Annotated in this window: 17 protein-coding genes; 9 read left to right on the top strand and 8 right to left on the bottom strand. The window is 57.6% G+C overall.

The features are described 5' to 3' along the window. Positions 1-14 precede the first annotated feature (14 nt). Together VO84_RS00140 and mazG are read right to left on the bottom strand one after the other, a co-directional pair. Entirely contained in the window at positions 15-839 is an 825-nt protein-coding gene (locus tag VO84_RS00140) for an acetyltransferase (RefSeq protein WP_058185233.1), read from the bottom strand. Further along, positions 836-1,756, bottom strand: coding sequence for a nucleoside triphosphate pyrophosphohydrolase (gene mazG / locus VO84_RS00135; RefSeq protein ID WP_082661562.1), 921 nt, complete (start codon positions 1,754-1,756; stop codon positions 836-838). The genes VO84_RS00140 and mazG overlap by 4 nt, the downstream gene beginning before the upstream one ends. 72 nt (positions 1,757-1,828) lie before the next feature. Here mazG and VO84_RS00130 point away from each other — a divergent pair, with 72 nt between their 5' ends. The 3 genes from VO84_RS00130 to VO84_RS00120 all read left to right on the top strand — a co-directional run bounded on the left by VO84_RS00130 (position 1,829) and on the right by VO84_RS00120 (position 5,093). Further along, positions 1,829-2,653, top strand: coding sequence for an Abi-alpha family protein (locus VO84_RS00130; RefSeq protein WP_058185229.1), 825 nt, complete (start codon positions 1,829-1,831; stop codon positions 2,651-2,653). Between the two features lie 100 nt (positions 2,654-2,753). Beyond that, positions 2,754-4,136, top strand: coding sequence for an alkaline phosphatase family protein (locus VO84_RS00125; protein WP_058185228.1), 1,383 nt, complete (start codon positions 2,754-2,756; stop codon positions 4,134-4,136). A gap of 99 nt (positions 4,137-4,235) precedes the next feature. Next, a complete protein-coding gene (locus VO84_RS00120; RefSeq protein ID WP_197413836.1) occupies positions 4,236-5,093 on the top strand; it encodes a prepilin peptidase in 858 nt (285 codons plus the stop codon). Here VO84_RS00120 and VO84_RS00115 read toward each other — a convergent pair whose 3' ends face one another. Further along, positions 5,094-5,885 (bottom strand): tetratricopeptide repeat protein, encoded by a 792-nt coding sequence (locus VO84_RS00115; RefSeq protein ID WP_058185223.1) that lies wholly within the window; start codon positions 5,883-5,885, stop codon positions 5,094-5,096. Positions 5,886-5,994: 109 nt separating this feature from the next. Here VO84_RS00115 and VO84_RS00110 point away from each other — a divergent pair, with 109 nt between their 5' ends. The 4 genes from VO84_RS00110 to recR all read left to right on the top strand — a co-directional run bounded on the left by VO84_RS00110 (position 5,995) and on the right by recR (position 9,390). Then, positions 5,995-6,426 carry an SET domain-containing protein gene (locus VO84_RS00110; RefSeq protein ID WP_058185221.1) on the top strand — a complete coding sequence of 144 codons (432 nt, stop codon included), beginning with the start codon at positions 5,995-5,997 and terminating at the stop codon, positions 6,424-6,426. Between the two features lie 108 nt (positions 6,427-6,534). Further along, positions 6,535-8,442: a DNA polymerase III subunit gamma/tau gene (dnaX, locus tag VO84_RS00105; protein WP_058185219.1), complete on the top strand. Its 1,908-nt coding sequence runs from the start codon at positions 6,535-6,537 to the stop codon at positions 8,440-8,442. A gap of 12 nt (positions 8,443-8,454) precedes the next feature. Continuing rightward, complete coding sequence (locus VO84_RS00100) at positions 8,455-8,781, top strand: YbaB/EbfC family nucleoid-associated protein (protein WP_331458374.1); 327 nt, start codon at positions 8,455-8,457, stop codon at positions 8,779-8,781. Positions 8,782-8,790: 9 nt separating this feature from the next. Then, on the top strand, positions 8,791-9,390 hold the full coding sequence (gene recR, locus VO84_RS00095; protein ID WP_058185216.1) for a recombination mediator RecR: 600 nt from the start codon (positions 8,791-8,793) through the stop codon (positions 9,388-9,390). A gap of 6 nt (positions 9,391-9,396) precedes the next feature. On the opposite strand, the gene VO84_RS00090 is transcribed toward recR, so the two are convergent. Further along, the gene (locus VO84_RS00090) at positions 9,397-10,452 is read right to left on the bottom strand and encodes a Gfo/Idh/MocA family oxidoreductase (protein WP_058185214.1); all 1,056 of its coding nucleotides are present in this window, start codon (positions 10,450-10,452) and stop codon (positions 9,397-9,399) included. Between the two features lie 103 nt (positions 10,453-10,555). Here VO84_RS00090 and msrA point away from each other — a divergent pair, with 103 nt between their 5' ends. Beyond that, a complete protein-coding gene (msrA, locus tag VO84_RS00085) occupies positions 10,556-11,239 on the top strand; it encodes a peptide-methionine (S)-S-oxide reductase MsrA (protein ID WP_058185213.1) in 684 nt (227 codons plus the stop codon). A 15-nt stretch (positions 11,240-11,254) separates the two neighbouring features. Here the strand turns inward: msrA and VO84_RS00080 are convergent, their stop codons facing one another. Both VO84_RS00080 and VO84_RS00075 read right to left on the bottom strand, forming a co-directional pair. After that, positions 11,255-12,997 carry an ABC transporter permease gene (locus VO84_RS00080; RefSeq protein ID WP_058185211.1) on the bottom strand — a complete coding sequence of 581 codons (1,743 nt, stop codon included), beginning with the start codon at positions 12,995-12,997 and terminating at the stop codon, positions 11,255-11,257. Beyond that, the gene (locus VO84_RS00075; protein WP_058185209.1) at positions 12,994-14,376 is read right to left on the bottom strand and encodes an ABC transporter ATP-binding protein; all 1,383 of its coding nucleotides are present in this window, start codon (positions 14,374-14,376) and stop codon (positions 12,994-12,996) included. Before VO84_RS00075 ends, VO84_RS00080 begins: the two co-directional genes overlap by 4 nt. A 340-nt stretch (positions 14,377-14,716) precedes the next feature. Here VO84_RS00075 and VO84_RS00070 point away from each other — a divergent pair, with 340 nt between their 5' ends. Further along, positions 14,717-15,094, top strand: a complete 378-nt coding sequence (locus VO84_RS00070) for a response regulator (protein ID WP_058185206.1) — start codon at positions 14,717-14,719, stop codon at positions 15,092-15,094. A 129-nt stretch (positions 15,095-15,223) separates the two neighbouring features. Here VO84_RS00070 and VO84_RS00065 read toward each other — a convergent pair whose 3' ends face one another. Together VO84_RS00065 and dnaE are read right to left on the bottom strand one after the other, a co-directional pair. Next, on the bottom strand, positions 15,224-19,360 hold the full coding sequence (locus VO84_RS00065) for an Ig-like domain repeat protein (RefSeq protein WP_058185204.1): 4,137 nt from the start codon (positions 19,358-19,360) through the stop codon (positions 15,224-15,226). A 161-nt stretch (positions 19,361-19,521) separates the two neighbouring features. Continuing rightward, positions 19,522-23,031 (bottom strand): DNA polymerase III subunit alpha, encoded by a 3,510-nt coding sequence (gene dnaE / locus VO84_RS00060; protein ID WP_058185202.1) that lies wholly within the window; start codon positions 23,029-23,031, stop codon positions 19,522-19,524. Positions 23,032-23,098: the final 67 nt, after the last annotated feature.

Raw genomic sequence — 23,098 nt, 5'->3', positions numbered from 1 at the left:
ATCTGGATAAGTCCTTATACAGATGGAATACGCGTTTCAACTTGGGATAGTTGCGTAAGCTCGTAGATTCCGTTCCCTTCGGCGTCGCGGTCAAAGCCAGTCACGGCCAGCCCGCGCGCAAAGGCCTGCTGAAACCTGCCACGGTTTTCAAGCTGAACCGCCGCGGCGCGTTCCCGGTCTTTGTCCGATGCCTTCCACTGGTAGATGGAAGCCGGAACGATGATGCGTTCCTCAACTCTGTACTGGGCACCGGCTTTGCCCTCAACGGCTGCCATCACATGAGGCGAATCCAGACACCACTCGGCCACCAGGCGGTCAGTTGGGAGCCCACCCTGGAGACGAGATGAGGATACACCATAAAAATCTGGATAATAACGGCGAATGATGGCCCCTAGCTTGTGGATATTGAGGAAAGCGTTCTTGATCTCCAATGGATCGAAGGTCCATTCCATGTGGCGAAGACCGCGGGAAAGGGCTTCCTGACGCTGGGAGAGCTTGAGCCTGACCCCGAGTCCACGGTTGCGATACGCGGCACTGACAGCCAGCATGTGGGAATGAAGATAGCTCTGCGGGCCTTCACTATTGGGTTTGATTCCCGGAATGGCATAGGCGTAGCCGATAAGCGAAGCGGCACTCCCCTGCTCGGGCGCGCCAGGGAGCGAGGTATCAAAGGCTCCCATCACCTGCCCGCCGATCTTCTGGGCCAGCATGAAGGATCGATTGGGGATAAGGTCGGCAGGGTCGTAGCCCCAGATCTCAATCTGGAGCCGGACACAGGCTTCGAATTCATCGCGGCCCTGGCAGGAGCGGATGAGGATAGAGTCTGCTTGTTGGGTCATGGCTCGATTTTGGCTTTCGCCAATGTTTTCTTTGCGTTAGACCAGAGATCTTCAAGTTCTGCAGGAGAAAGTTCTTCTAAAGGCCCGGAGGCAGTGCGCTCCATTTCCGCAAAACGCTGACGAAAGCGGAGGTTGCAGCCGCGAAGGGCCATCTCAGCATCGACGCCAAGATGCCGGGCCAGATTGACGGCGGTGAAGAGAAGATCGCCCAGCTCGGATTCGACCCTCTGTTTGTCGGACGGATTGGCATTGGCTTCGACCTCAAGCTCCGCAGTCTCCTCAGCAATTTTGGGTAACAGATCGCGCCAGTTAGGCCAGTCAAAACCGGATTTTGCGGCTTTAGAGCCGAGTTTAGCGGCCTCAGCCAGTGCCGGCAGCCCTCGATTGACGCTGTCGAGGCGAGAATCTTCGGCTTTGTTAGCAGCGGCCTTTTCGGCAGCTTTAATTTCTTCCCAGTTCCGCAGAACCTGCGTGGAATTCTCAGCGTTGGAGTCCACAGAGGCTTGATTCCCAGCAGCGCGAGACGCTTCCTCACCAAAGACATGCGGATGCCGCCGAATCAGCTTTCGGTTCAGGTGATCCAGCACATCGGCGATTGTGAAGTGCCCTTCATTCGCAGCCATTTCGGCGTAGAAGAGCACCTGTAGCAGGAGATCGCCAAGCTCCTCAGCCAGATGCGGAAAATCGCGCCGCTCAATAGCGTCGAAAACCTCGTAGGTTTCCTCGAGGGTGTACTTGCGGATGGTGTCGAAAGTCTGTTCGCGGTCCCAGGGGCAGCCATCGGGCGCACGGAGCCGCGCCATGATGGAGACAGATTCCTCAAATAAAGCCGCCGCCCGCCCATGATCTGTAGTCAGTGGGGAATCTGATGCAGCAGGAGAAGGTTTTGGACTACCTGTGCTTCGTACATCGTCCATTGGTTTCATTTTAACTTGCGATCGAAGCGGGCCGGCTGGCGCTCTTAACCTTCGGCGTATGATTAAAAAACTATGGACCCAAGCGAGATATTTCGCCACAGCGCAGACCTCGTGAAAGCAGGCTCGGCGGTTGGCATGGCGATCCCCTTTACGGCTGTCGTGAAGAAAATTCTCGGGCCGGCGGCGGACGAGATTGCAGAACGTGTGCGCGATGAAATCCGCATTTACCGCTATGGACGACAGCTATCGCTTTTGAAGAAAGCTGAGCAAATGGCTGTTGACGCGGGCTTTACACCAAAGGCAGTTTCAACCAAGCTGCTTTTTTCGCTCCTTGAAGGCGCATCGCTTGAAGAAAACGAAGACCTGCACGACAAATGGGCTGCCTTACTGGCCAACGCCGCAAATCCAGACGCAGAAGGCTCCGTGCGTCCTTCGTTTGCAGATACGCTCAAGCTCATGACTCCGGAGGTTGCGCGATTTCTCGATGCCGTGTTTTCAAAAGCCAGCAAGCAACCGGCCATCACGGCAAAAGCAAGCGAATTGGGCATTGAATACACCGGCAAAGGAATCTTCGCGGTCCCACCTCGCAGCATGCGTATCCGCACAGTCACACTGAGTGATCTGGGCAACTACGACGGCCTCTTCAACCTCTTTGGACAAATCGGAGCAACTGTGTTCCCGCCGGACACGCTCATTACCAGCAGTTCCCTTCCGGAAGAGATTGCTCAGGACGAATTAGACAGACAAAATTTCGCCCTCATCATGGATGAGCTGACCCGCTTCCAGATGTGGAGTATCGAACGCGGCCGTACCTCAGGAGAACATTTCTACCTGTCCTCCTACGCAGTGCAATTTCTTATAGCCTGCCATCCTCCCGAGCCTATTAATCCATCTTGACGTCAAGCCCTAACCATCGGAGCCGCAGAGAGACGTTGACGAAACTTTTTTCATCCGGCTTTCAAGCGAACCAGGGATCACAGACGTTTCAATCAGTCTCATGATGCAAAGCCAGCTGTTTCGTGTGGTTCGTCTTTTTGCGCTCGCCTACGCCGTATTTGCAGCCAGCACGGCATGGGCCGCCGCTCCGGTCCTGATGATTTCCATTGACGGTCTGAAGCCCGAGTATGTGACCCACGCGGATGAGCATGGGCTGCGGATTCCAACACTGCGGCGTTTCATGACCGAGGGCGTGTACGCGGACGGCGTGGTGGGCGTATTGCCGACAGTGACGTATCCAAGCCACACAACACTGATTACGGGCGTCTGGCCGGCGGAACATGGAATTTTGAACAATCAGCTCTTTGACCCTGAAAAGAAGTTTTCCGGAGCGTGGTACTGGTACGCCGAAAGCATCAAGGTAGCCACACTCTGGGATGTAGCGCACCAGGCAGGCATCGGTACAGCCAGCGTGAGCTGGCCGGTCAGCGTGAATGCGACGAGCGTGGATTCGTTGATTCCCGAGTACTGGCGGGCAACAAATGTGGGCGGCGGTACGAACCCACAGGACCGCTACCTGATGAACGCTATTTCTCGCCCGGTGGGCGCGCTAGATGAGATGGAACAGCGGCTTGGGCCTTACATGCTGGGTAACAACACGACAGTCGAGGGCGGCGACGAGATCCGCACCAAGTACGCGCTCGATATTATAGGGCGCCGCAAGCCCGGATTCATGACCATCCATCTCAGCGCGATGGATGATTCCGAACATGAGCACGGGGCTTTCAGTGCGGAAGCGGCAAAGACGCTAGAGGCAGTAGACGGAATGGTGGCGCGACTGATGGCAGCAGCGCTGAAGAACGATCCAACGACGAAGATTGTGATTGTCTCCGACCACGGATTTCTGAACGTAACCCACAGCGTGAATCTCGGAATCCCCTTTGCGCAGGCCGGATTGATGGATTTAACGCCAGCTGGGCCAGCAGCTACGTGGAAAGCCCAGTTCTGGTCTTCCGGCGGAATGACTGCAGTCATTCTTAAGGACAAGATGGACACGGCAACACGCGAGCAGGTAAAAGCTGTTCTCGACAAGCTGGCCGCGGACCAGGCAAACGGGATTGACCAGGTGTTCGATGACAAACAGGTTTCCGAACACGGCGGGTTTCCGAACGCGTCCTTTCTCGTGGTCATGAAGCCGGGATATGTGGCAGGCGCGGCGACCAGCGGGCGAATGGTGGTGGAGCAGACGACGGTGCATGGAACACACGGCTTTTGGCCACTGATGCCGGAGATGCGGGCCTCGTTTTTCGCGATGGGTCAGGGCTTAGCGAAGGGGCGCGACCTGGGCGTGATCGACATGCGGCAGATTGCGCCGACAGTAGCAGGGATTATGGGCGTGAACCTGCCTGCGGCCAAGCAACCCAAGCTACACATCGAGCCGTAAAGCTAAGCGGATGAGGACGGGTATGCGTCGTTAGAACGTAGACGGGGTCCCCACGCGATGAACTTTGTCGCGTGGGGTGGTTATACTCGACTCTCTGCAATGCGAATTCTGGGAACAATTTTTGCCGGCCTCTTCGGACTTGTCTTTGGCAGCTTTCTCAACGTCTGCCTGAGCCGCTGGCCGGAAGGCGAGAGCGTGGTAAAGCCGCGCTCTCGCTGCCGTGCGTGCGGAAGAACGCTGACGTGGTGGGAAAATGTGCCGGTAGTAAGCTGGCTGGCACTGCGCGGCAGGTGCCGAATATGCGGAGCGTGGATTGGCGCGCGGTATGTGGTGGTGGAGCTGGCAGTGGGGGGGGGGTGGGGCATTGCATGCAGCAGATTCTTCGTCCATATTTCCGACTTGCCTAAATTTCAAAATGCTGCAATCGTCGCCGCTCTCGGAAGCGCTATTTTTTCTTTCATTCTTGTCGGCCTTGCTGTACTCGATGCCGAACATCTATGGCTGCCCGATCTGATTACGTATCCAGCGATCCTTTTGGGGCTTGTCTATGCGGCAACTTATGAAGAGCTGGCATGGCATTTTGATACGCCCGCTCGACCACTTCGAGAGCTTTTGAGTCGGCTGCTCGCCGCCCTTCTTGCCGCAGCGCTGGTTCTGCTCATCCGTTGGCTCTACTGGCTAATCCGCCGCAAAGAAGGCCTAGGCCTCGGCGACGTCAAGCTCATGGCAATGCTCGCAGCATGGCTCGGGCTTCCGGGAGCACTGCTGGCGCTCTTCATCGGCGTAGTAATAGGCGCAGGGATGGGAGTAACAATGCTGCTAATGCCAAAGCGTAATGACGAAGCCTGGGCCACCCGCAAACTACCGCTGGGAACTTTCCTGTGCATCGGCGGAATCGTAAGCAGCCTGTGGGGCCAGCAGATCATTGCAACATATCTGCGATGGGCAGGCTTCTAGCTACTTCTGCGGCGTAGCATTAGCCACATCGGGATCTTTCAGCGCCTTACGGGCATCTTTAGCGTGCTTGTTATCCGGGTCGTAGTCGAGCATCTTCTCGTAGTTAGCCTTGGCGGAGGCATAATCCTTAAGATTCCGCTGCGCTTCCGCAAGTCCCCAGTAGACATCAGGCTCTTCCGGAGCCAGGATCACGCCGGACTGAAAGCGCGAGAGCGCGGCTCTCCAGTTTTTGGTGCTGAGGTAGTAATTGCCGACGTCGATGTCTTCCTTAGCGGTTTCTTTGTGCTCAGCCGGCTGGGGCGCCGCGTTGCGGCCGCGGCGGCGTTTCCCCTGGTCAATATCCGGGTTGAGGGGGGTAGTATCTTCGTCGGGCGGACTAAGGGCGCGGCCTAAGCCCGCAGTGCTGCTGGAGCTGGAGGCATCTCCCGTCGCAGCAGGTCCCTCAGCAACCGGGTCCTCGGGGGAGCGGACAGGATCGGCATCCTCACCGGGCAGCGCAGACGGAGCCATAACGGGGACTGGAGCAGAAGCGGAGCCGGGCGCGGAGTTCGACGCGTTGCCCGCAGGATTGATGCCATTCGACGGCACAACGGGGACACTATTCGTGTCCTCAGGGAAATCATTGTTGCCGGCAGGCTTTTGAGGCTGAGCCTGCTGGGGCTGCTGCGCGGGCGCGGGCGCCTGCTGTGCGGCAATTCCCTTCCCTGCGGCCAGCAAAAACAACGCAAAGCCGATCAAAGATACACAGGATCTTTGGGCAAAAACGGCGCGATGTGTATGCCGCTGATTCATGACAACTGCAACTGCTCCTTTACAACCAGCGAATCAATGTTAGGATGCGTTCCATACGGTCCAGTCTGCAACCGGAAAATTCACCCTAAGGAAAGCATCGCACAATCGCATGGCACTCATCGTCCGCTCATCCGCAATTCACGCCGCCGGCTGCTACACAACAACACGCATTGGCAGGGGCAGACGCATTGCCGAGTACACTGGCCCGCGCATCAGCAAAGACGAGGCGGACGAGATGTACCAGGACGCGCCGCTCACCTATCTCTTTGGACTCGGAAAAGGCGATGTCGTTATAGACGGCCACTGCACGGCCATGTTTATTAACCATAGCTGTGAGCCAAATTGCGAGACGGAAGTAGTGCAGGGCCGCGTGTGGATCAAGGCCATCAAGGAGATTGCTGCGGGGACCGAGATTACCTACGACTACCACCTCTACGACGGCGACGACGATGAGCAGATCTGCAACTGCGGAGCGCCAAAGTGCAAGGGGACAATGTTTTCCGTGGAAGAAGTGAAAAAGCGGAAAAAAGCAAAGAAGTAAGACTGGCAGCAGATCCTGCGCCGCACTCGGCATGGTAGCAATCATGTGAAAAATTCGCTTAGGCTGGAACGATACAATCGCTTGAGAACATGACAGGGAGCGAGTGCTATGGGGTATCAGGTTCTGGCCAGAAAGTATCGTCCGCAGCGGTTTGCCGATGTGGCGGGCCAGGACCATGTAACGCGGACGCTTCTGAATGCGCTCAGCCAGGGCCGCATTGCCCATGGGTACATCTTCAGCGGACATCGCGGAATCGGGAAAACAACAATCGCGAGAATTCTTGCCTGTGCGCTGAATTGCCGCACGGCAATTGGGAGCAAGAATCGGCCAACACCGGAGTCATGCGGAACCTGCGACTCCTGCATCGAGATTCGCCAGGGCAACGCCGTCGACGTGATCGAAATCGACGCAGCCACCAACCGCGGCATCGACGAAATCCGCGAACTGCGGGATGCCGCCCGCTACTCCCCGGCGCGCGATAAATACAAAATCTACATCCTCGACGAAGCCCATCAGATCACAGACGCAGCCTTCAACGCCCTGCTCAAAACGCTGGAAGAGCCCCCCTCGCACGTGGTCTTCATGATGGCGACGACGGAGCCGGAGAATATTCCACAGACCATACGGTCGCGCTGCCAGCACTTCAGCTTCCATGCCGTGAAGTTTGAAGACATTCTCACCCAGCTCAAGACCATCGCCACCGCCGAAAGTGTAGATGCCGAAGAGCCAGCGCTGGCATTGCTCGCCGAGGCAGGCGACGGGTCGATGCGCGATGCGCTTTCGATCATGGATCAGGCCATTGCGTCGGCTCCCCTGGAAAATGGGAAGCCGAAGCTGGCGACGGAGCAGATTCGGGACCTGATGGGATCGGTTCCGAATGCCGTCTTTGAGCGACTGCTGGAAGCGGTTTCCGAAGGACAGGCCGCGCCGCTGATGGAGCAGTTGCATGTGTTGCTGAATGCGGGCCATAGCCCGCTCTCGCTCGCGCGTCAGATGGTCCGCTACCTGCGCAATGCGCTGATGGCAAAGCTGGGCGGCGCGGAGACGGAGTTGCTGCAGATTTCAGCAGACGAGCGCACGCGCGCGGCCCGGACAGCAGCGCTGTTTACAGAAGAAGAGATCACACGCAATCTACAGATTGTTCTGCGGACCTTTGATGATTTGAATTTCCGGCAAGAGCAGCGTTTCCACCTCGAGCTCGGCCTTCTAAAGCTCGTCCACGCGCAGCGCCTCTTGCCGCTCGAAGAGTTCCTGAGCGGCGTTGCAGCGGGCATCCCGGTAAAAGGTTCAGCACCCAGTCCAACATCCAGACCTGCTCCCGCCTCGACTCCAAGGCCAGCATCTTCCGCTCCAGCTTCGAGCCCAACCGCAGCTCCAAGTGCCACGCCTTCCCTTTCACCGTTTGGAGGAAGTGGAAGCTGGGGTAACAGCGGATCGGTGATGAAGCAGAGCGCGACGACAACTGCAGTGAGCAGCGTTGCTGCCGTAACCGCTCCCAAAGAGCCTGCGACAGAGCCTGCCAAAGCGCCCATGCCATTCCTGGTAGGTGCGGCAGTTCCGGAAGAAGCAGTGGAAGAGGCACCCGCGCCGGCAGTGCGGCCAGAAGCGGTTTCGACAACCGGAGAAGCACCGAGCGTGGACGCGCTTCGCAGCGCGGTCGTGCAGGCGCTGGCCAGTGGCGGGCACCAGTCGGCGGCCACGCTGCTGGGCGCGGCAAACTGGATTCTCGATGCAGGAAATCTCCGCATCGAAGCAGCAGGTCTCGGCAAGAAGATGCTGGCGCTGACAGTGAATCAGCCGGCAGAGAAGATTATTCGCGGAGAGCTCCAGAGGCTTGGCGGACCGGCCCGCTTCATGGTGGTGCCGGGCGAAGGCGGATCCGCTGGGGCGCCGGTTTCAGCCGTACCGCTGGCCGGAAGCATCCAGGAAGAGGCCATGAATCATCCTCTGGTGCAGAAGGCGAAGGAGATTTTCAACGCCGAGGTTCGCAGTGTAGTGGATTTGCGGACCAAGTAGGGAGTATTTGCCATGATGAATCCGCTGAAGATGGCCGAGATGCTGTCGCAGGCCAACAAAATGAAGGACGAGATGCAGCATAAGCTGGAGCAGATCGTCGTAGAAGGCTCAAGTGGCGGCGGCGCAGTCACGGCATCCATGAACGGCAAGAAACAGCTGCTCAAGCTCCGGATCGATCCCTCGGCTGTCATGAGCCTGAGCGGCTCCAAAGCCGATGTGGAGATGCTCGAAGACCTGGTCGTAGCTGCAGTCAACGACGCAGGTCGCCGCGCCGAGGATGCCATGCAGGCCAGCGCAAAGAGCCTGCTCGGCGGGCTGAACATACCGGGATTGGGATAGGGGCGCGGCGTGTCACGTTACGCGGAACCCATGGCGAGGCTCATTGAGGAACTGAAGAAGCTGCCCGGCGTGGGCACCAAGAGCGCTCAGCGTTTCGCGTTTCATATTCTGCGCGGTTCAGATGCAGACGCCAAAGCATTGGCCGAAGCCGTCGAGGGCCTGAAGAACAGCTTGCGCCTCTGCTCCATCTGCAACAACGTGACGGATGTGGACCCATGCGTGTATTGCGCCAGCCCTGCACGCAATCAACGGCTGGTCTGCGTAGTGGAAGAACCCACGAGCATCGCGGCAGTTGAGCGCACGCGTGGATACATGGGCGTTTATCACGTGCTGCATGGGACACTCTCCCCGCTGCACGGCGTGGGACCGGATCAGTTGCGAGCGGCAGGACTGGTAAAGCGCGTGGAAGCCGGAGAGATTGACGAAGTCATCCTGGCAACTAGCCCAACCCTCGAAGGTGAAGCAACGGCGTCGTGGCTGGCCAGCGCGCTGAAAAGCACACCGGTGCGAATCACGCGGATTGCAACAGGAGTTCCAGCAGGCAGCGACATTGAATACGCCGACGAAGTAACAATGGCGCGAGCAATGGAAGGGCGACGGGAGCTGTAAGGTTTCTCAGGCCGGTTCGCCATCCCAGTCACATTCAACTTCCCGGCGTTCGGCAGAGCTTTGCGCAGCCCACTCAAGCACGCGCGCAGTGCGCCAGGCTTCAGTCGGAATAGCCGGCGGCGGAGCACCATTGGCAATGGCCTCCCGTAGCCGGATGTAGAACTGGCGATAGTCCCCAGGGATGGATTCGACGGTTTCCGTGTCAATGCCGCCATCGAGGTCGATATGCTTCACTCCCCAGTCATGCATCGGCTCATGTCCCCAGGTGGCGCTCGCAATGCGAGTGACTTTGCCCAGAGCAGCTTCCTGCGGATCGATACCGTGCTTGCGGAAGCTCCCCTTCGTGCCGCGCAGGCTATAGCGGAAGCCAGGGATCGAGGACAGCACATTGGAGCCGAGGGTGACGCGGTAGGTGGCGTAGCGGAGGCGGATAGTGAATGCGTCGTTTGAACCTTCGCCCGAGCGTTCGCGGTCGACTTCCGCGGAGACTCCAAGAGGTTTACCGAGGAGGACAAGAGCCTGATCGACGAGGTGCGTGCCAAGATCGAGAAGAATGCCTCCTTCTTCCGGTATGTTCTTCCAGGGCTTGCGCGTTGCGCCGGGACTCCAGCGGTCCATGCGGGATTCGAGGCTCACGATACGGCCCAGCGAACCTTCATGTATCACTTGAGAAAGTGTCAGGAAGTCGCTGTCCCAGCGGCGGCTCTGAAACGGCACGGCGAGCAGTTTTCGCGAAGTAGCGAAGGTGGCGATCCGGGCTATATCCGCCGAATGAAGCGCCATCGGCTTGTCGACGACGACGTGCTTGCCGGATTCAAGAGCGCGGCGGGCGAAATCGAAGTGCGTGCCGCCGGGCGTGGCAATGACGACGAGGTCGAGCGAGGAATCGCCCAGCAGGTCATCGAAACTCCGGACCGTTTGAATCCCTGGATAACGGGTTTCAGCCTCGTTGGTGGTGCGTTCAACGACAGAAACCAGTTCGTAGCCATCGACTGAGGCGAGTAGCGGGGCGTGAAAAACACGGCCAGCGAGACCAAAGCCGACTAAACCGACGCGAATCATGGAGAAGGCCCTCTGAAGAAAGAGTAAACCAGCCAAAGACATGACCTGGCGTAACTTCTATGCTTGTTGAAGCGTATATAAGATGCAGTGCCTGGAGGTTTTCATGATTCGCTCCCTTTCCGTCCGCTGGACCATTTCAACTGCCGTCCTCGTGCTCGCCCTCGCAGGTTGCTCGCCGGCACAAACCCGCCTCGGGGTTCCGGCTCCGCAGCAGGACGCGCCGCTTGCCAATGCGCGTGGAAAAGTGGAGGCTGTTTTTGCTGGAGGATGCTTCTGGGGCATTCAGTCGGTCTTTGAGCGGGTCAAGGGCGTGACTTCGACGACGGCTGGTTATTCAGGTGGCACGGCGGATACTGCGACTTACCAACAGGTGGGTACAGAGATGACTGGGCACGCGGAGTCAGTCAAGGTCATCTATGACCCCTCGAAGATTACGTATGGAAAGCTGCTGCAGATTTTCTTCTCGGTGGCGCATGACCCGACGCAGCTGAATCGGCAGGGACCGGACATAGGAAGCTCTTATCGTTCCGCGATTTTTTATCTGACAGACGAGCAGAAGAAGATCAGCACCGCGTACATTGCGCAGCTCGATGCGGCCCACGTCTTTCCGAAACCGATTGTGACGCAAGTGACGCCATTGAAGGGCTTTTACGATGCGGAGTCCTATCACCAGGACTATGCGCTGAATAACCCCAACAACCCTTACATCCTGGTCTGTGACCGGCCAAAGATCGAAGCGCTGAAGAAGGAGTTCCCTGACCTCTTCTTCGATTACAAGGGCAAATAGCCCAGCTGCCGGAGCTTAGCCTTCGAGCTTGTAGCGGGTTTCAGCCAGGCGATAGAGACGGCGCCAGATCAGACGGTTCATGGTGACAACCATGAGCGAAATCAGGATGGTGGCCAGTAGGATGATCGGAAACTTGCCCGCATCTGTGGCTGAGCTGATCTCTGCGCCCAGCCCGACAGTCTGGATGATGCCTGTTTTTACGTGCGCGTATTCGGCCATTACGGAGGCGTTCCAGGCGCCTCCAGAGGCTGTGACCATGCCGGTAATGAGATAAGGAAAAATTCCCGGCAGAATGAGACGCGTCCAGCGCTGGTAGCGCGTAAAGCCATAAAGCCGCGTGACCTCTTTGAGATCAGACGGAATGGACATGGCTCCGGCGATGACGTTGAACAGGATGTACCACTGCGTACCGAGAAGCATGAGCGCAACGGAGCCGATGCCGAGCCCTCCGCCAATTTTCATCAGGCCCAGCAGAAGCACCGGATAAAAGGCTGAAGCGGGTACAGAAGCGAGAACCTGCGCGACGGGCTGCACGATGCGTGCAAGCCGCTGGTTGAACCCGATAGCAACGCCCGCGGGGATAGTCCAGACAGCGGAGATGAGCAGAGCGGCATTGACGCGCAGGAAGGTGGCCAGAGCGCCCGCCAGCAGGCCGCGAAGGTCCGCCCAGCTGACTGTGCGAAGCATCACGAGAGCCTGCATGACGGCCCACGCGCCGGCGATGACGATAGCCACAACGAGAGCCCAGAAAAGAACGGCCCCTTTGCGTTTGCTGCTGTCGTCGTCGATAGGTTCTACAACTTGGCAGGCGCGGGTGTGGGCGAGACGGCGGTAGACCGGTTCCTCAATACGAGCCCACAGCTGACCCGGCAGCAAAGAGAGGCGCGAGCGGCGGAGAAGTTCAAGGATGGGCGAGGTGGCCCGGTCGGCGGACTCTACCTGCTCGAATTTGAACTTGTCGCTCCACACGATAAGAGGGCGCCAGACAAGCTGATCGGTGGCAACAACGATGAGAACGACTACGCCGATGCCGCTGAAAAGGGCAGTTATATCGCCGGATTCTGCCGCAGACTGCATGTAACTGCCGAGGCCGGGAAGCTGAAAGTTACGGTCACCCATGGTGAACATTTCGCAGAGCATCAGGGCGAACCATCCACCGGCGACCGAGACAATGGAGTTCCACACCAGGCCTATAGCGGCATAGGGCATTTCAAGCTGCCAGAAGCGCTGCCAGGGCGAGTAGCGGTAGATGCGCGAAGCCTCGGTCATCTCCTTCGGAATGCTCTTGAGCGAGGAGTAAAAGCTGAACGCAAGATTCCAGACCTGGCCAGTGAAGATGAGGAAGATAACTGCTAACTCAATACCGAGCTGGCGGCCAGGGATGAGGCTGACCATGGCAAGAACAATGGGTGGAAGGAAGCTGAGAACTGGGATCGACTGCAGGATGTCGAGGACAGCCACCATCCAGCCTTCAATGCGCGGGTTATAGACAGCGGTGTAGCCATAGGCGATGGCAAACACCAGGCTGAGCAGATATGCGATGCCGATACGCACGACGGAGTAGACGGCGTACATCGGCAGCGCACTGATGGAGTGCGAGATGGGGATGACGGGGGTAGCCGTGGTCATCCAGTAACGAGCCGTGTTCAGAACACAGAAGAAGAGCGCGAGGCCGCAGAACGCCACCCCGAGATCAATGAAAAAAGGCCAGCTGCGAACGGTGACGAGCGAGCGGGCGAAGGGATGGTAAATCTTCACTCGACGCCTCCGGCGGCTTCGGCTTCCTCTTCCTCTTCTTTTGGCAGGAAGAAGCGGCGGCGCGCTGCGTCGAAGTCAAAGAGTTCAGCGTAGCGGCCCCAGGTGATGGCGGTTTCAAGCTGGCGGAGACTTTCTTCGTCGGAGAATTGTTCGTCGAGCATGTCGAGGAAGAAGTCTTCCGGCACGGAGTGGTCGCTTTTGGCTTCGAGCGCCCGCACGATCTGGCGCAGAAGCAGGACGTTGGCTGTGGCTGCTTCGCGGAAGAGCTCCTTCTGATGGAGGATTTCAGAGTTAGCGAACTCAGCTCCGGATTCCGTGATGGCAGCGTCGCCTTCCTCAACCTTGAGGAAACCGAGAAGCTGAGCGGCGTCGACGATAGGAAGCAGATCGTCGATTTCGAAGGCGAGATCATCGGCGAGGCGGTAGATGTCGTCGCGCCCGCCCTTGTCGAGGACCAGTTCGAGGAGTCCCGCGACGCCCCCGGGCCGGGCATGCGGCAACATCTGGTAGCGCATTTGCCGCTGGTCGCGAACTTTTTTGCCGTCAGGATGGGTGGGAATTTCCGTCGGCACGACGTCGGGACGAGTGAGGACCTTGTAGATGTAGTCGACGAGTTGCGTGAAGGCCTCGGCTTTACGGTCACGAGGCTGTGGGATCTGCACGCGGAAGTCGGTGCGGATATGCCCAGGATTGCGGCCCAGGACGATAATGCGATCGGCCAGAAGAACGGCTTCTTCAATGTTGTGGGTGACGATGAAGACGGCCTTGGTAGGCATGGTTTTGTTAGCCCACAGTTCAAGGAGTTCGGAGCGGAGGTTCTCGGCGGTGAGGACGTCCAGGGCTGAAAATGGCTCATCCATGAAGAGAACTTCGGGCTCGACGACGAGCGCTCGGGCGAAACCGACACGCTGGCGCATGCCGCCGGAAAGTTCCTTGGGGTAAGCCGCTTCAAAACCGGCCAGCCCGACGGTATCGAGCATGCGGAGGCTGCGCTCACGGCGCCCATCAGGCGAGACGCCGCGGGCCTGGAGCGGAGCTTCTACGTTTTCAAGAACGGTAAGCCAGGGGAAGAGTGCGAAGCTCTGGAAGACAATGGAGACGTTGATCTGGGCTTCGGCGATGGGCTTCTCATGCCAGTAGACCTGGCCGGCGGAGGGACGTGAAAGGCCGGTAAGCATTCGGAGCATGGTGGATTTGCCGGAGCCGGAGGGGCCGAGGAGAGCGAGAATTTCGCCAGGAACGATCTCAAGATCGGTTGCGGAAATGACCTGGATACGATTTTCGCTGGGCTGCGAATAGTATTTCTCTATCTTTTCCGCACGAATGATCGCTTCGCCGGCCGGAGCCTGGGGGAGCGCGGGAGTGGTGGCTGAGGTCATACGCGAATCTCCGATTGCAGAGCCCTCAGGAGGCCCGGTGGGGGTGTCAGCATTCAAGATGAAAATTCAACTGCAAACGATGTTGCGAGTGTAGAATGACAGAGTTGCAGACGAGTGAATTTAGACATCACGAGGGAGAAACCCCGGATGGATTGCGTTTGCCAGATTGTGAATTTGCGTTGCCGAACCTTTTGCTTTGCGTTCCCTGGAATCAGCGTATCATTGGGTTAAACGTCTCATTCGCTGCACGGGTTTGTCAAAGCAGGACATCCGCCATGATTCCGCTTGCGTTTGATTGATTCTGAAGTGGACAGCAAATCGACCCGAAATACAGGAGACTATGCCCGAACCATCCCCCAAACCCAAAGTTCTTGTCGCCGATGACGAACGAGTTATCGCCGATACGCTGGCCATGATTCTGAACCAGAGCGGCTTTGAGGCGCGCGCGGTATATACCGGCGAAAAGGCCTTGGAACTCGCGCCGGAATTTAAGCCGGAGATGCTGATTTCGGATGTAATTATGGCGGACCTGAACGGTATTGACGCCGCAATCAAGATTCGCGAGCTTCTGCCCAGCATTAAGATTCTGCTCTTTTCCGGCCAGGCGGCGACGGCCGATCTGCTGGAAAAGGCGCGAGCGCAAGGATACGACTTTGAGATTCTTGCCAAGCCTGTGCATCCGCAGGATCTGCTGAATAAACTGCGAAGCGTGAAGTAGAAACCGGAAAAGAGATCCGGGCACTGGAACCAGAAGACTGGTTCCGATTCCCTGCTCTCTCATGTTCTTGAAGTACTGCAAAAATAAATCGGCCCGTCCACAATGGACGGGCCGATTTGCGTTTGGAGATTAGTTGACCGTGAGGGTAATGGTCGCCGTGGGCGCTGGGGACACGGCCGGAGTTCCAGTGGCTGTGACTGTGAATGTATACGCGCCAGCCGTGGTTCCAGTGCTGCCGCCACCACCCCCTCCTCCGCTACTGCTTCCGCCGCCGCAAGCGGAAAGGGTTCCGAGAGCTGCAATAAGGACGAGCACTCCAACGACAGCACGCCACGCCCGGCGACGTGCAGGAATGCCCAGAAACACAAGAAAGGCGAGCAATGTGGCCGCTCCTGCTTTAGTCCAGCCTGACTTCCCTGGGTCCGGCCTGCCGGAGCCAAGTCTTGCGACCTGGCCGGGAACCGCGGAGGCTGCCGTCGTGGAGAAATTGACTGTGGCAGTGCCGCTGGTCGTGGAAGAACTCAGTGTTACCGGGGACCCCGTGACCGAGCAGGAGGGCCCATTGGCCGCACCCGTGGGCGAGGTGGTGAGAGAACAGGAAAGAGAAATGCTCCCGCTGTAATTGGTGCTGCTGCTGACAGTGATAGTGGCTTGGGTCACCGTGCCAGGCGAAACAGAACTCGGCGTAGTGCTGCTGAGCGAGAAGGCCGAGGCCGTGACTGTGACTGAAGCTGAACCGCTGGCGGATAAGTAAACAGCATCTCCGCTGTATGCAGCAGAAATGCTGTCGGTACCGGCGGAAAGACTGTTTGCAGGGATGGTGAAGTTGGCCGCTCCCGAGGAAAGCGACGTTGCGCTGGAGGTGTAGCTGCCTGCGGTGAGGATAACCGTGCCGGTAGGTGCAGCTAAACCGGAAATTCCAGCGACATTGATGACGACCGCCAGGGACTGTCCGCTGTCAACGGTGGAGGATGCGGGGGTAACGGTGATCGTGGGTGTAGGTGGAGTAGTAACAGTAACAGCTGCGGAGCTAGTGGCAGAGTTGTAGAAGTCATCGCCACTAAATGTGGCAGTTAATGTATCTGCGCCGGCTTTGAGACTGTTTGCAGGGATCGTGACGAAGTACGTGCCGTTCGTGACAAGGAGGGTCATTGCCGAAGATGTATAGCCCCCTCCGGAAATGATGACGGTGCCGGGAATACTCGGGATTCCGGCTCCTCCGGAAATGCTGCCTGTGACAGTAAGAGCCTGGTTAGTCTGGATAGCCGTGGAACTTGGAACGATGGTGAGCGTAGCAGCGGATTTGCTCACTGTCATGGTTCCGGTAACAGTAGTTGATCTGTAATAAGTATCGCCAGAGTAAGCGAAGCTGAGCGTGAGTGTGCCACCGTCAAAGTTGCCGGGAGCAAAAGAGTAGGTAGCAGTTCCGTTGGCGAGATTGACGCCATCTCCGTAGTCGCCGAAATAACCAGACAAGATCACCCCGCCGGTCGGAACTGGCTCGCCGGAAACCCCGGTGACTGTGACGGGGATTTGCAATGTAGAAGTGGTGGTGACGTTTGAAGGCAGGGTAAAACTAATTTTGGGCTGATAGATGTTTACCGTGATGGTTGCGGTATTTGAGGTGGAGTTGAAAAGGCTGTCGCCACTGTACGAACTGGTAAGAGTAACCGTGCCCTGCGGCAGCGAGGAGACGGGAACAGAAAAGGTGCAGGCTCCAGCGGCGAGAGTGCATGGACTGCCGGAATATCCGCCGGTTGCGGAGAGGGTGACTGTGCCCGTAGGTGTGACCGAACCTCCGTTCACCGTGATAGTGACGCTCAGGTTGGTAATAGCACCGGTGACGACTGTGCTGGCCGGCGATACCGTCAGCGCAGGAGTGGCTTTGGCGACCGTAACGCTGCCCGTGCCCGTGGCAGTGGCGTAGTTGGAGTCACCACTATAGCTAACCGTGAGCGTATCCGTACCGGCAATCAGCGAGCCGGCGGGAACGGTGATGCTGTAGTTACCACTACCGTTGAGCGTGGCTGCTGTTGAAGTGTAGGTCCCGGAGGTGAGTGTGACGGTGCCCGTAGACGTGCCCGCGGTACCAGTGACCGAGCCTGTAACAGTCAGAGACTGACTTGTTGTGATGGAAGATGACCCCGGCGTCACCGAGACCGTGGCCTTGTTGGTGCCGGTGGCCGCGCCCCAGTAGTTAACAAGGTTAGTCACATTCACGCTGCCAAGACCTGTAGCGAGATCGTATCCAGTAGTGGTGTTGTATCCAGTAAGGAAGTAGTAGCCCGCGGTGTTCTTGCTGCAGTTGGGCGTGCCAGAGTTGCATGGCACTGAAATATTGCCGGTGGTGGTGTCGTGAAAGACCGCAGAGGCATTGGGCCCGTTATAGAGGCCGTACAGGTTCTTGGCAGCCTGACCGAGGCGACTGCCTGTCTTCTGCTGAACAAGAGCCAGAATGCCGGCGAAGGCGGGCGCCGAGGTGGAAGTTCCGCCGTAGCCTGTGAAAGAAAAACCCCCGCCACTCTGTGTTTCGCAATTCGTCGTGTAGGTGACGCCGTTTTGAGTAAAAGTGCCGTCTGTGCACACAAGCCAGGCTGCTCCATCAAAGCCATTGCTGGCGAAAAGGGATATGTCAGGCAGATCACGAACGCCATCCGAAGGCACTCCGGCTCCGGTTTGCCATGACGGCTTGGCGTAGCCGCTGGTGCAGGTGGCGATAGTCGTGTTTGTCGCATTATTCGCGTTTGTGGAACAGGAGCTTGCGCCGCCACTGCCGCCGCCAATGTCGGTTTGTAATTTGGAGTTTTCGTAGGGCGTATTTTGCGCAAGCAGGCCATCCGTGACCGCTGAATCGTTCCAGGTGGATTCCGGAATGTAACTTACAGCACTTTCGTAATAAGTTCCATTGCTGGTACTTACATACGAACCAAAATTGCTCAAAAGGGCTGAAAAATCCGTGCCGCCAACAGCAATGTTGAAGGGCGTGGAGGCAAAACCATTGACCTGGAGGCCGAACTGCGCGACCTCCTCAGTGTTGTCGTTGTCGCAACCTGCTGCCCCGGAGTCGCCGGTGGAGACCGTAACGGCAATCCCCTGAGAGGCAGCCTGCTGCCACCAGCTGTTGATGAGTTGATTGTCGGCGGTGGTTAAATTGGCCTCGCAATTGCCGAAGCTGAGGCTGAAGATATCTACCTTGTTGTCCTCAATCGCCTGGTTAATGGCATCGCTGAGGTTAATGGCAGTGTAGAAGTTGATAGTGGCTCCGGGAGCCAGGCCACCGGAAAGCTCCGTATCGATGTAGGCTTCATCCGTGTCGTTTGTGCTGGTAGGAGCAGTGCCTACGGTCGTAATGGTGATCTGGGTAGAGTTGCCGAGGAATTGAGAGCGGTAGCTGGCGACAGTGCCCGCTTGAATGGGCGCATCTCCGCCGATGCCGATGGTAACGCCCGACCCTGTATAGCTGCTTCCGCTACTAAAGCTGGTATTGAAGCTGTTGGGCGTGTTGTAAATGGTGGCCGCATCCGCGGGAACAACATAGAAGCTATACCCGGAAGTAGCGCTTCCAATGGTTAAGAAAGGCCTGGGCCCTGAGGCGTCACTATCCGCTGGAATGAAACGCTTTTGCTTTGGATCATATGTGCCAGAGGTGGCTGAAGCGTTGTGCGCGCGGGGCTTAATCGTATTGAGCCCCGCAATACCAGAGACAACCGGCGCGAGCGCGGAAGGAATTCTGGGAGCGGAAATGTTGGACAGAAACTCCTGTTCGTTCGCACGAAAGGAGTGAATCTCCGTGTGGAACGCAGCCTCGATCTCACTGACGGAACCAGAAAAGGAAATGCTCACGCGACCCTGGGGAACGGGCTGCACCGTGAAGCCCTGCGACTCAAGCCAGGTAACGAGGACCTGAATATCCGTGTCCGAAGCCCCATAGAGCTTGCCGAATTGATCCGGTGTAAGCCATTTGCGGTAGTTCGGCGAGGCCGGATCGAGCTGCTCTGCCATAAATTTCTTGAGTGCTGCCTCTTGCTGAAGCGAGAGAGAGAGAACCAGGCGCACGGAGGTCATCTGCGTGCTGGCGGACGCACGTCCGAGATCAAACTCTGAACGGGCGAGCAATGGCACGCCGCCCGGAAGCGCAATGAGTTTTGACTCATCGATGGGCGCGACTATACGCGGAGAAACCACGGACTGCTGAGCCTTAAGCAGCATGGAAGCAAACAGAACTGTAGCGATTGCACCCAGAGAGACAAGACGCGAACGGAGCATAGAAATGCCTTCGACCTTTCCTTATGAGGAAATCGGCAAAATTTTGTGGCGGAACAGTTTGTAGCGAAACGTACTGATGGCAAGCCCCAGAGTTAAGCCATCAGCGCGCAAATTATCTCACGTCTTCGAGAGGCTGGCTAGAAATTTGGGGCCGGCAATAACTAGCCAACGATCTGGACAGTTCCTTTGCCGGTGAGTTCCTCGACGCGCTCGATCCATCCCTTGTCGGCGGCGACAGACATCTGCTCAGGCTCGAGGATGATCGCGTACTCGCCTTTCTTCTCGAGATGAAGCATGACTTTACCGGGGCCAGGCGCGGCGTCGGCTGCTGAACGGATCGTGGAAAGCATCTCTTCCGTAGCGCGGTCCAGGCTGATACGGATGCGAATGCCGGAGGGAAGCTTGACCTGCACGGAATCGAGCGCCTGGATGGAGATAATGGACAGCTTGGGCGCGGAGTCTTCTTCGCCCATGAGCGTACCGCGGATGAGAACGGGAGCTTCAGTTTTGAGTTGCTCAGCAAGTCGCTCATAGTCGCGGCTGAATGCGATGAGTTCGATCTTGCCCGTCGCATCTTCGAGCCCGGCCTGGGCATAGAGCTTTTGATCGCGCTTGCTCTTCTGCACTTTGAGGCCGTGAATCATGCCGGCGATCTGAAGCTCGTCAGCGGGGTCCGATTCCCTGCCCCAGCGGCGCTCAGCGGGTTTGCGTTCAAGGGCTTCCGAGATCGGGATGACGCCGGAGAGGTTGCGAAGTTTTTCGGCGTATTTGTCGAGCGGATGGCCGGAAACGAAAAAGCCGAGGACCTCTTTTTCATTGGCAAGGCGCTCGGATTCTTCCCAGTCGGGAGCTTTTGGTAGATCATCGGCAATGTGCGCAGCCGGTGCGTCATCAAAGAGGCCGAAAAGGCCGGCCTGCCCTTGCGCGGCGTCCTTCTGAGCCTTCTGCGCGCGCTCCATGGCTTTATCGACGGCGGCGAAGAGCTGGCCGCGCTTGCCGAGGGAGTCAAGCGCGCCGGACTTAATGAGAGATTCAATGACGCGTTTGTTCATAACGCGCAGATCGACCTTCTCGCAGAACTCCCAGAGAGTTTTGAATTGGCCCCCGACGGCTTCGCGTGCCTGCAGGATCGAGTCGATAGCATTGCCACCGACATTTTTGACCGCAGCAAGGCCGAAGCGGATGGCGTCGCCGTATGGGGTGAACTGCGCGCCCGAGAGCTGCACATCCGGCGGCTGAACGTGGATACCCAGTTCCCTGCATTCGCCGATATACTTGACGACATTTTCGGGCTTTGAGGTTTCCGAGGTAAGCAGCGCTGCCATGAACTCGACCGGGTAATGCGTCTTGAGGTACGCCGTCTGGTATGCGACCCACGCATAGGCCGCCGAATGCGACTTGTTGAATCCGTAGCCGGAAAACTTCGCCATCAGCTCGAAGATTTCCTCCACCGGCCCCTTTGCATAACCCAGCGTTGCTGCGCCGCTCAAGAATCGCTCGCGCTGCTCCGCCATTGCCTGCGCATTCTTCTTTCCCATAGCGCGGCGCAGCAGGTCGGCTTCGCCAAGAGAGTAGCTTGCGAGCACGTTCGCAATGCGCATCACCTGCTCCTGATAGACGATGACGCCGAGGGAGTCATTCAGGATTTCCTCTAAGGGAGGTAGCAGGTACTCGACTTTCTTGCGCCCCCATTTGCGCTCGATGAAGTCGTCGATCATATCCATCGGCCCGGGACGATAGAGCGCATTCAACTGCGTCAGTTCCTCAACCGTGTCCGGCTTATATCTCCGCAAAATGTCTCGCATGCCGGAGGATTCAAACTGGAAGACACCTGAGGTGAGAGCGGTATGGAAGACTCGCCGAAATGTCTCCGAGTCATCCACGGGGATCATCTCAATGTCGACCTTTTGGCCGCGTGTCTGCTCAATCAGCTTGACCGCGTCGTTGATGACTGTCAGCGTGGCCAGACCCAGGAAATCCATCTTGAGCAGGCCCATCTTCTCGACGGCCTTCATGTCGTACGCGGTTACAATTTCGTCATTCTTAGTCCTGTTCAGCGGCACCAGCTCCGTGAGCGGCCGCGGCGCAATGACCACCGCTGAGGCGTGCACGCCTGCGCCCCGCACCAGCCCTTCCAGCTTCTTCGCCGTGTCGATCAGCTCGCGAACCTGTGGCTCGCTGTTATAAATCTTGGCTAAGTCGGGAACATCTTCGAGCGCCCTGTCGATGGTCATGCCCACGGTGGCAGGGATGAGCTTGGCAATGCGATCGACATCGCCATAAGGCATGTCAAGTGCGCGTCCGCAGTCTTTGATAGCAGCCTTGGCGGCCATGGTGTTGAAGGTGATGATTTGCGCTACTTGCTCGCGGCCGTATTTGCGTGTGACGTAATCGATGACCTCGCCGCGGCGGTTCATACAGAAGTCCACGTCAACGTCAGGCATCGTGACGCGCTCGGGATTGAGGAACCGCTCGAAGAGGAGAACGTTCTGCATGGGATCAATATTGGTGATCTCCATGCAGTAGGCAACAAGGGAACCGGTGGCGGAACCGCGGCCGGGCCCGACGGGGATGCCGTTATCACGGGCATACTTGATGAAGTCCCAGACGATGAGGAAGTAGCCGGCGTACTTCATCTGCTTGATGATGCCAATCTCGTAGTTCAGACGAGCTTCGTATTCGGCAATGGATTTGCGGAGCTGGCCGCGTTCCTGTAATTGGCGGATCGATGTATCGATGCGTTTCTGCAGGCCCTGGCGGCAGACCTGCTCGAAGAAGCTGTCAATGGTCTCTCCGGCGGGGACGTCAAATTGCGGGAAGGGATTCTCGACGGCGTTGAGCTTCAGGTTGCAGCGCTCGGCGATCTCCATCGTGCGGGTGAGAAGGCCGGGGTGGTCCGGAAAAAGCCGCCCCATTTCATCTGCGCTTTTGACAAAGAACTGATCAGAGTCAAACTTGAAGCGGTTCGCGTCATGTACCTTTGCGCCAGTCTGCACACAGAGCATCACATCGTGCGCGTGGGAGTCGTCACCGCAGAGATAGTGCGAGTCGTTGGTGGCGAGCATGGGAATATCAAGTTCCTGCTCAAGCCGGAAGAGATCCTTCTGAATTTTGAGTTCGGCTTCAAGGCCCTGGTCCTGGATTTCCAGATAAAAGTTGCCACGGCCAAAGATGTCCTGATATTGCTGTGCAACTGCTTTTGCTTTTTCGTATCCTCCCGGTGCTTCACCGGAGAGGATTTCGCAAAGCTCGCCGGAGAGGCAGCCTGAGGTGGCGATGAGACCTTTGGAGTTTTCCGCGAGATAGCGCTTGGAGATGCGGGGCTTGCGATAAAACCCGTGGAGCGACGCTTCCGACGTAATACGGATGAGATTGCGATAACCTTCTTCGTTTTCGGCCAGGACGAGGAGGTGGTTGTAATCATCGCCCTGTGCGGGGGCCCGATGATCCTCGTTTTTGCACACGTAGAGCTCACAGCCCAGGATAGGCTTGATGCCTTTGGCCTTTGCAGCGCCAAAAAAGTGGACCGCGCCGTAGATGTTGCCATGGTCCGTCATAGCAACGGACTTCTGACCAAGGGCAGCGACGCGGTCAATGAGCTTGGTGATATCACAAGCGCCATCGAGGAGGGAGTATTCAGTGTGCAGATGGAGATGAGTGAACTCAGACATGGCGATATATCGATTTTAGTTCTCTTCGAGATTGGAGGAGGCGGAGCGGGATGAGGAAATCAGGGGA

Origin of the sequence: Occallatibacter gabretensis, assembly GCF_001449115.1 — a bacterium.
Lineage (GTDB): Bacteria > Acidobacteriota > Terriglobia > Terriglobales > Acidobacteriaceae > Telmatobacter > Telmatobacter gabretensis.
This window is presented reverse-complemented; position numbering and strand designations above follow the sequence as displayed.

Bases quoted from the DNA above. Each gene is read 5' to 3' on its own strand.
- VO84_RS00065 (WP_058185204.1), bottom strand. From the start codon at position 19,360: ATGCTCCGTTCGCGTCTTGTCTCTCTGGGTGCAATCGCTACAGTTCTG.
- VO84_RS00070 (WP_058185206.1), top strand. From the start codon at position 14,717: ATGCCCGAACCATCCCCCAAACCCAAAGTTCTTGTCGCCGATGACGAA.
- mazG (WP_082661562.1), bottom strand. From the start codon at position 1,756: ATGGACGATGTACGAAGCACAGGTAGTCCAAAACCTTCTCCTGCTGCA.
- VO84_RS00110 (WP_058185221.1), top strand. From the start codon at position 5,995: ATGGCACTCATCGTCCGCTCATCCGCAATTCACGCCGCCGGCTGCTAC.
- VO84_RS00130 (WP_058185229.1), top strand. From the start codon at position 1,829: ATGGACCCAAGCGAGATATTTCGCCACAGCGCAGACCTCGTGAAAGCA.
- msrA (WP_058185213.1), top strand. From the start codon at position 10,556: ATGATTCGCTCCCTTTCCGTCCGCTGGACCATTTCAACTGCCGTCCTC.
- dnaE (WP_058185202.1), bottom strand. From the start codon at position 23,031: ATGTCTGAGTTCACTCATCTCCATCTGCACACTGAATACTCCCTCCTC.
- dnaX (WP_058185219.1), top strand. From the start codon at position 6,535: ATGGGGTATCAGGTTCTGGCCAGAAAGTATCGTCCGCAGCGGTTTGCC.
- VO84_RS00140 (WP_058185233.1), bottom strand. From the start codon at position 839: ATGACCCAACAAGCAGACTCTATCCTCATCCGCTCCTGCCAGGGCCGC.
- VO84_RS00100 (WP_331458374.1), top strand. From the start codon at position 8,455: ATGATGAATCCGCTGAAGATGGCCGAGATGCTGTCGCAGGCCAACAAA.
- VO84_RS00090 (WP_058185214.1), bottom strand. From the start codon at position 10,452: ATGATTCGCGTCGGTTTAGTCGGCTTTGGTCTCGCTGGCCGTGTTTTT.
- VO84_RS00075 (WP_058185209.1), bottom strand. From the start codon at position 14,376: ATGACCTCAGCCACCACTCCCGCGCTCCCCCAGGCTCCGGCCGGCGAA.
- VO84_RS00125 (WP_058185228.1), top strand. From the start codon at position 2,754: ATGATGCAAAGCCAGCTGTTTCGTGTGGTTCGTCTTTTTGCGCTCGCC.
- VO84_RS00115 (WP_058185223.1), bottom strand. From the start codon at position 5,885: ATGAATCAGCGGCATACACATCGCGCCGTTTTTGCCCAAAGATCCTGT.
- VO84_RS00120 (WP_197413836.1), top strand. From the start codon at position 4,236: ATGCGAATTCTGGGAACAATTTTTGCCGGCCTCTTCGGACTTGTCTTT.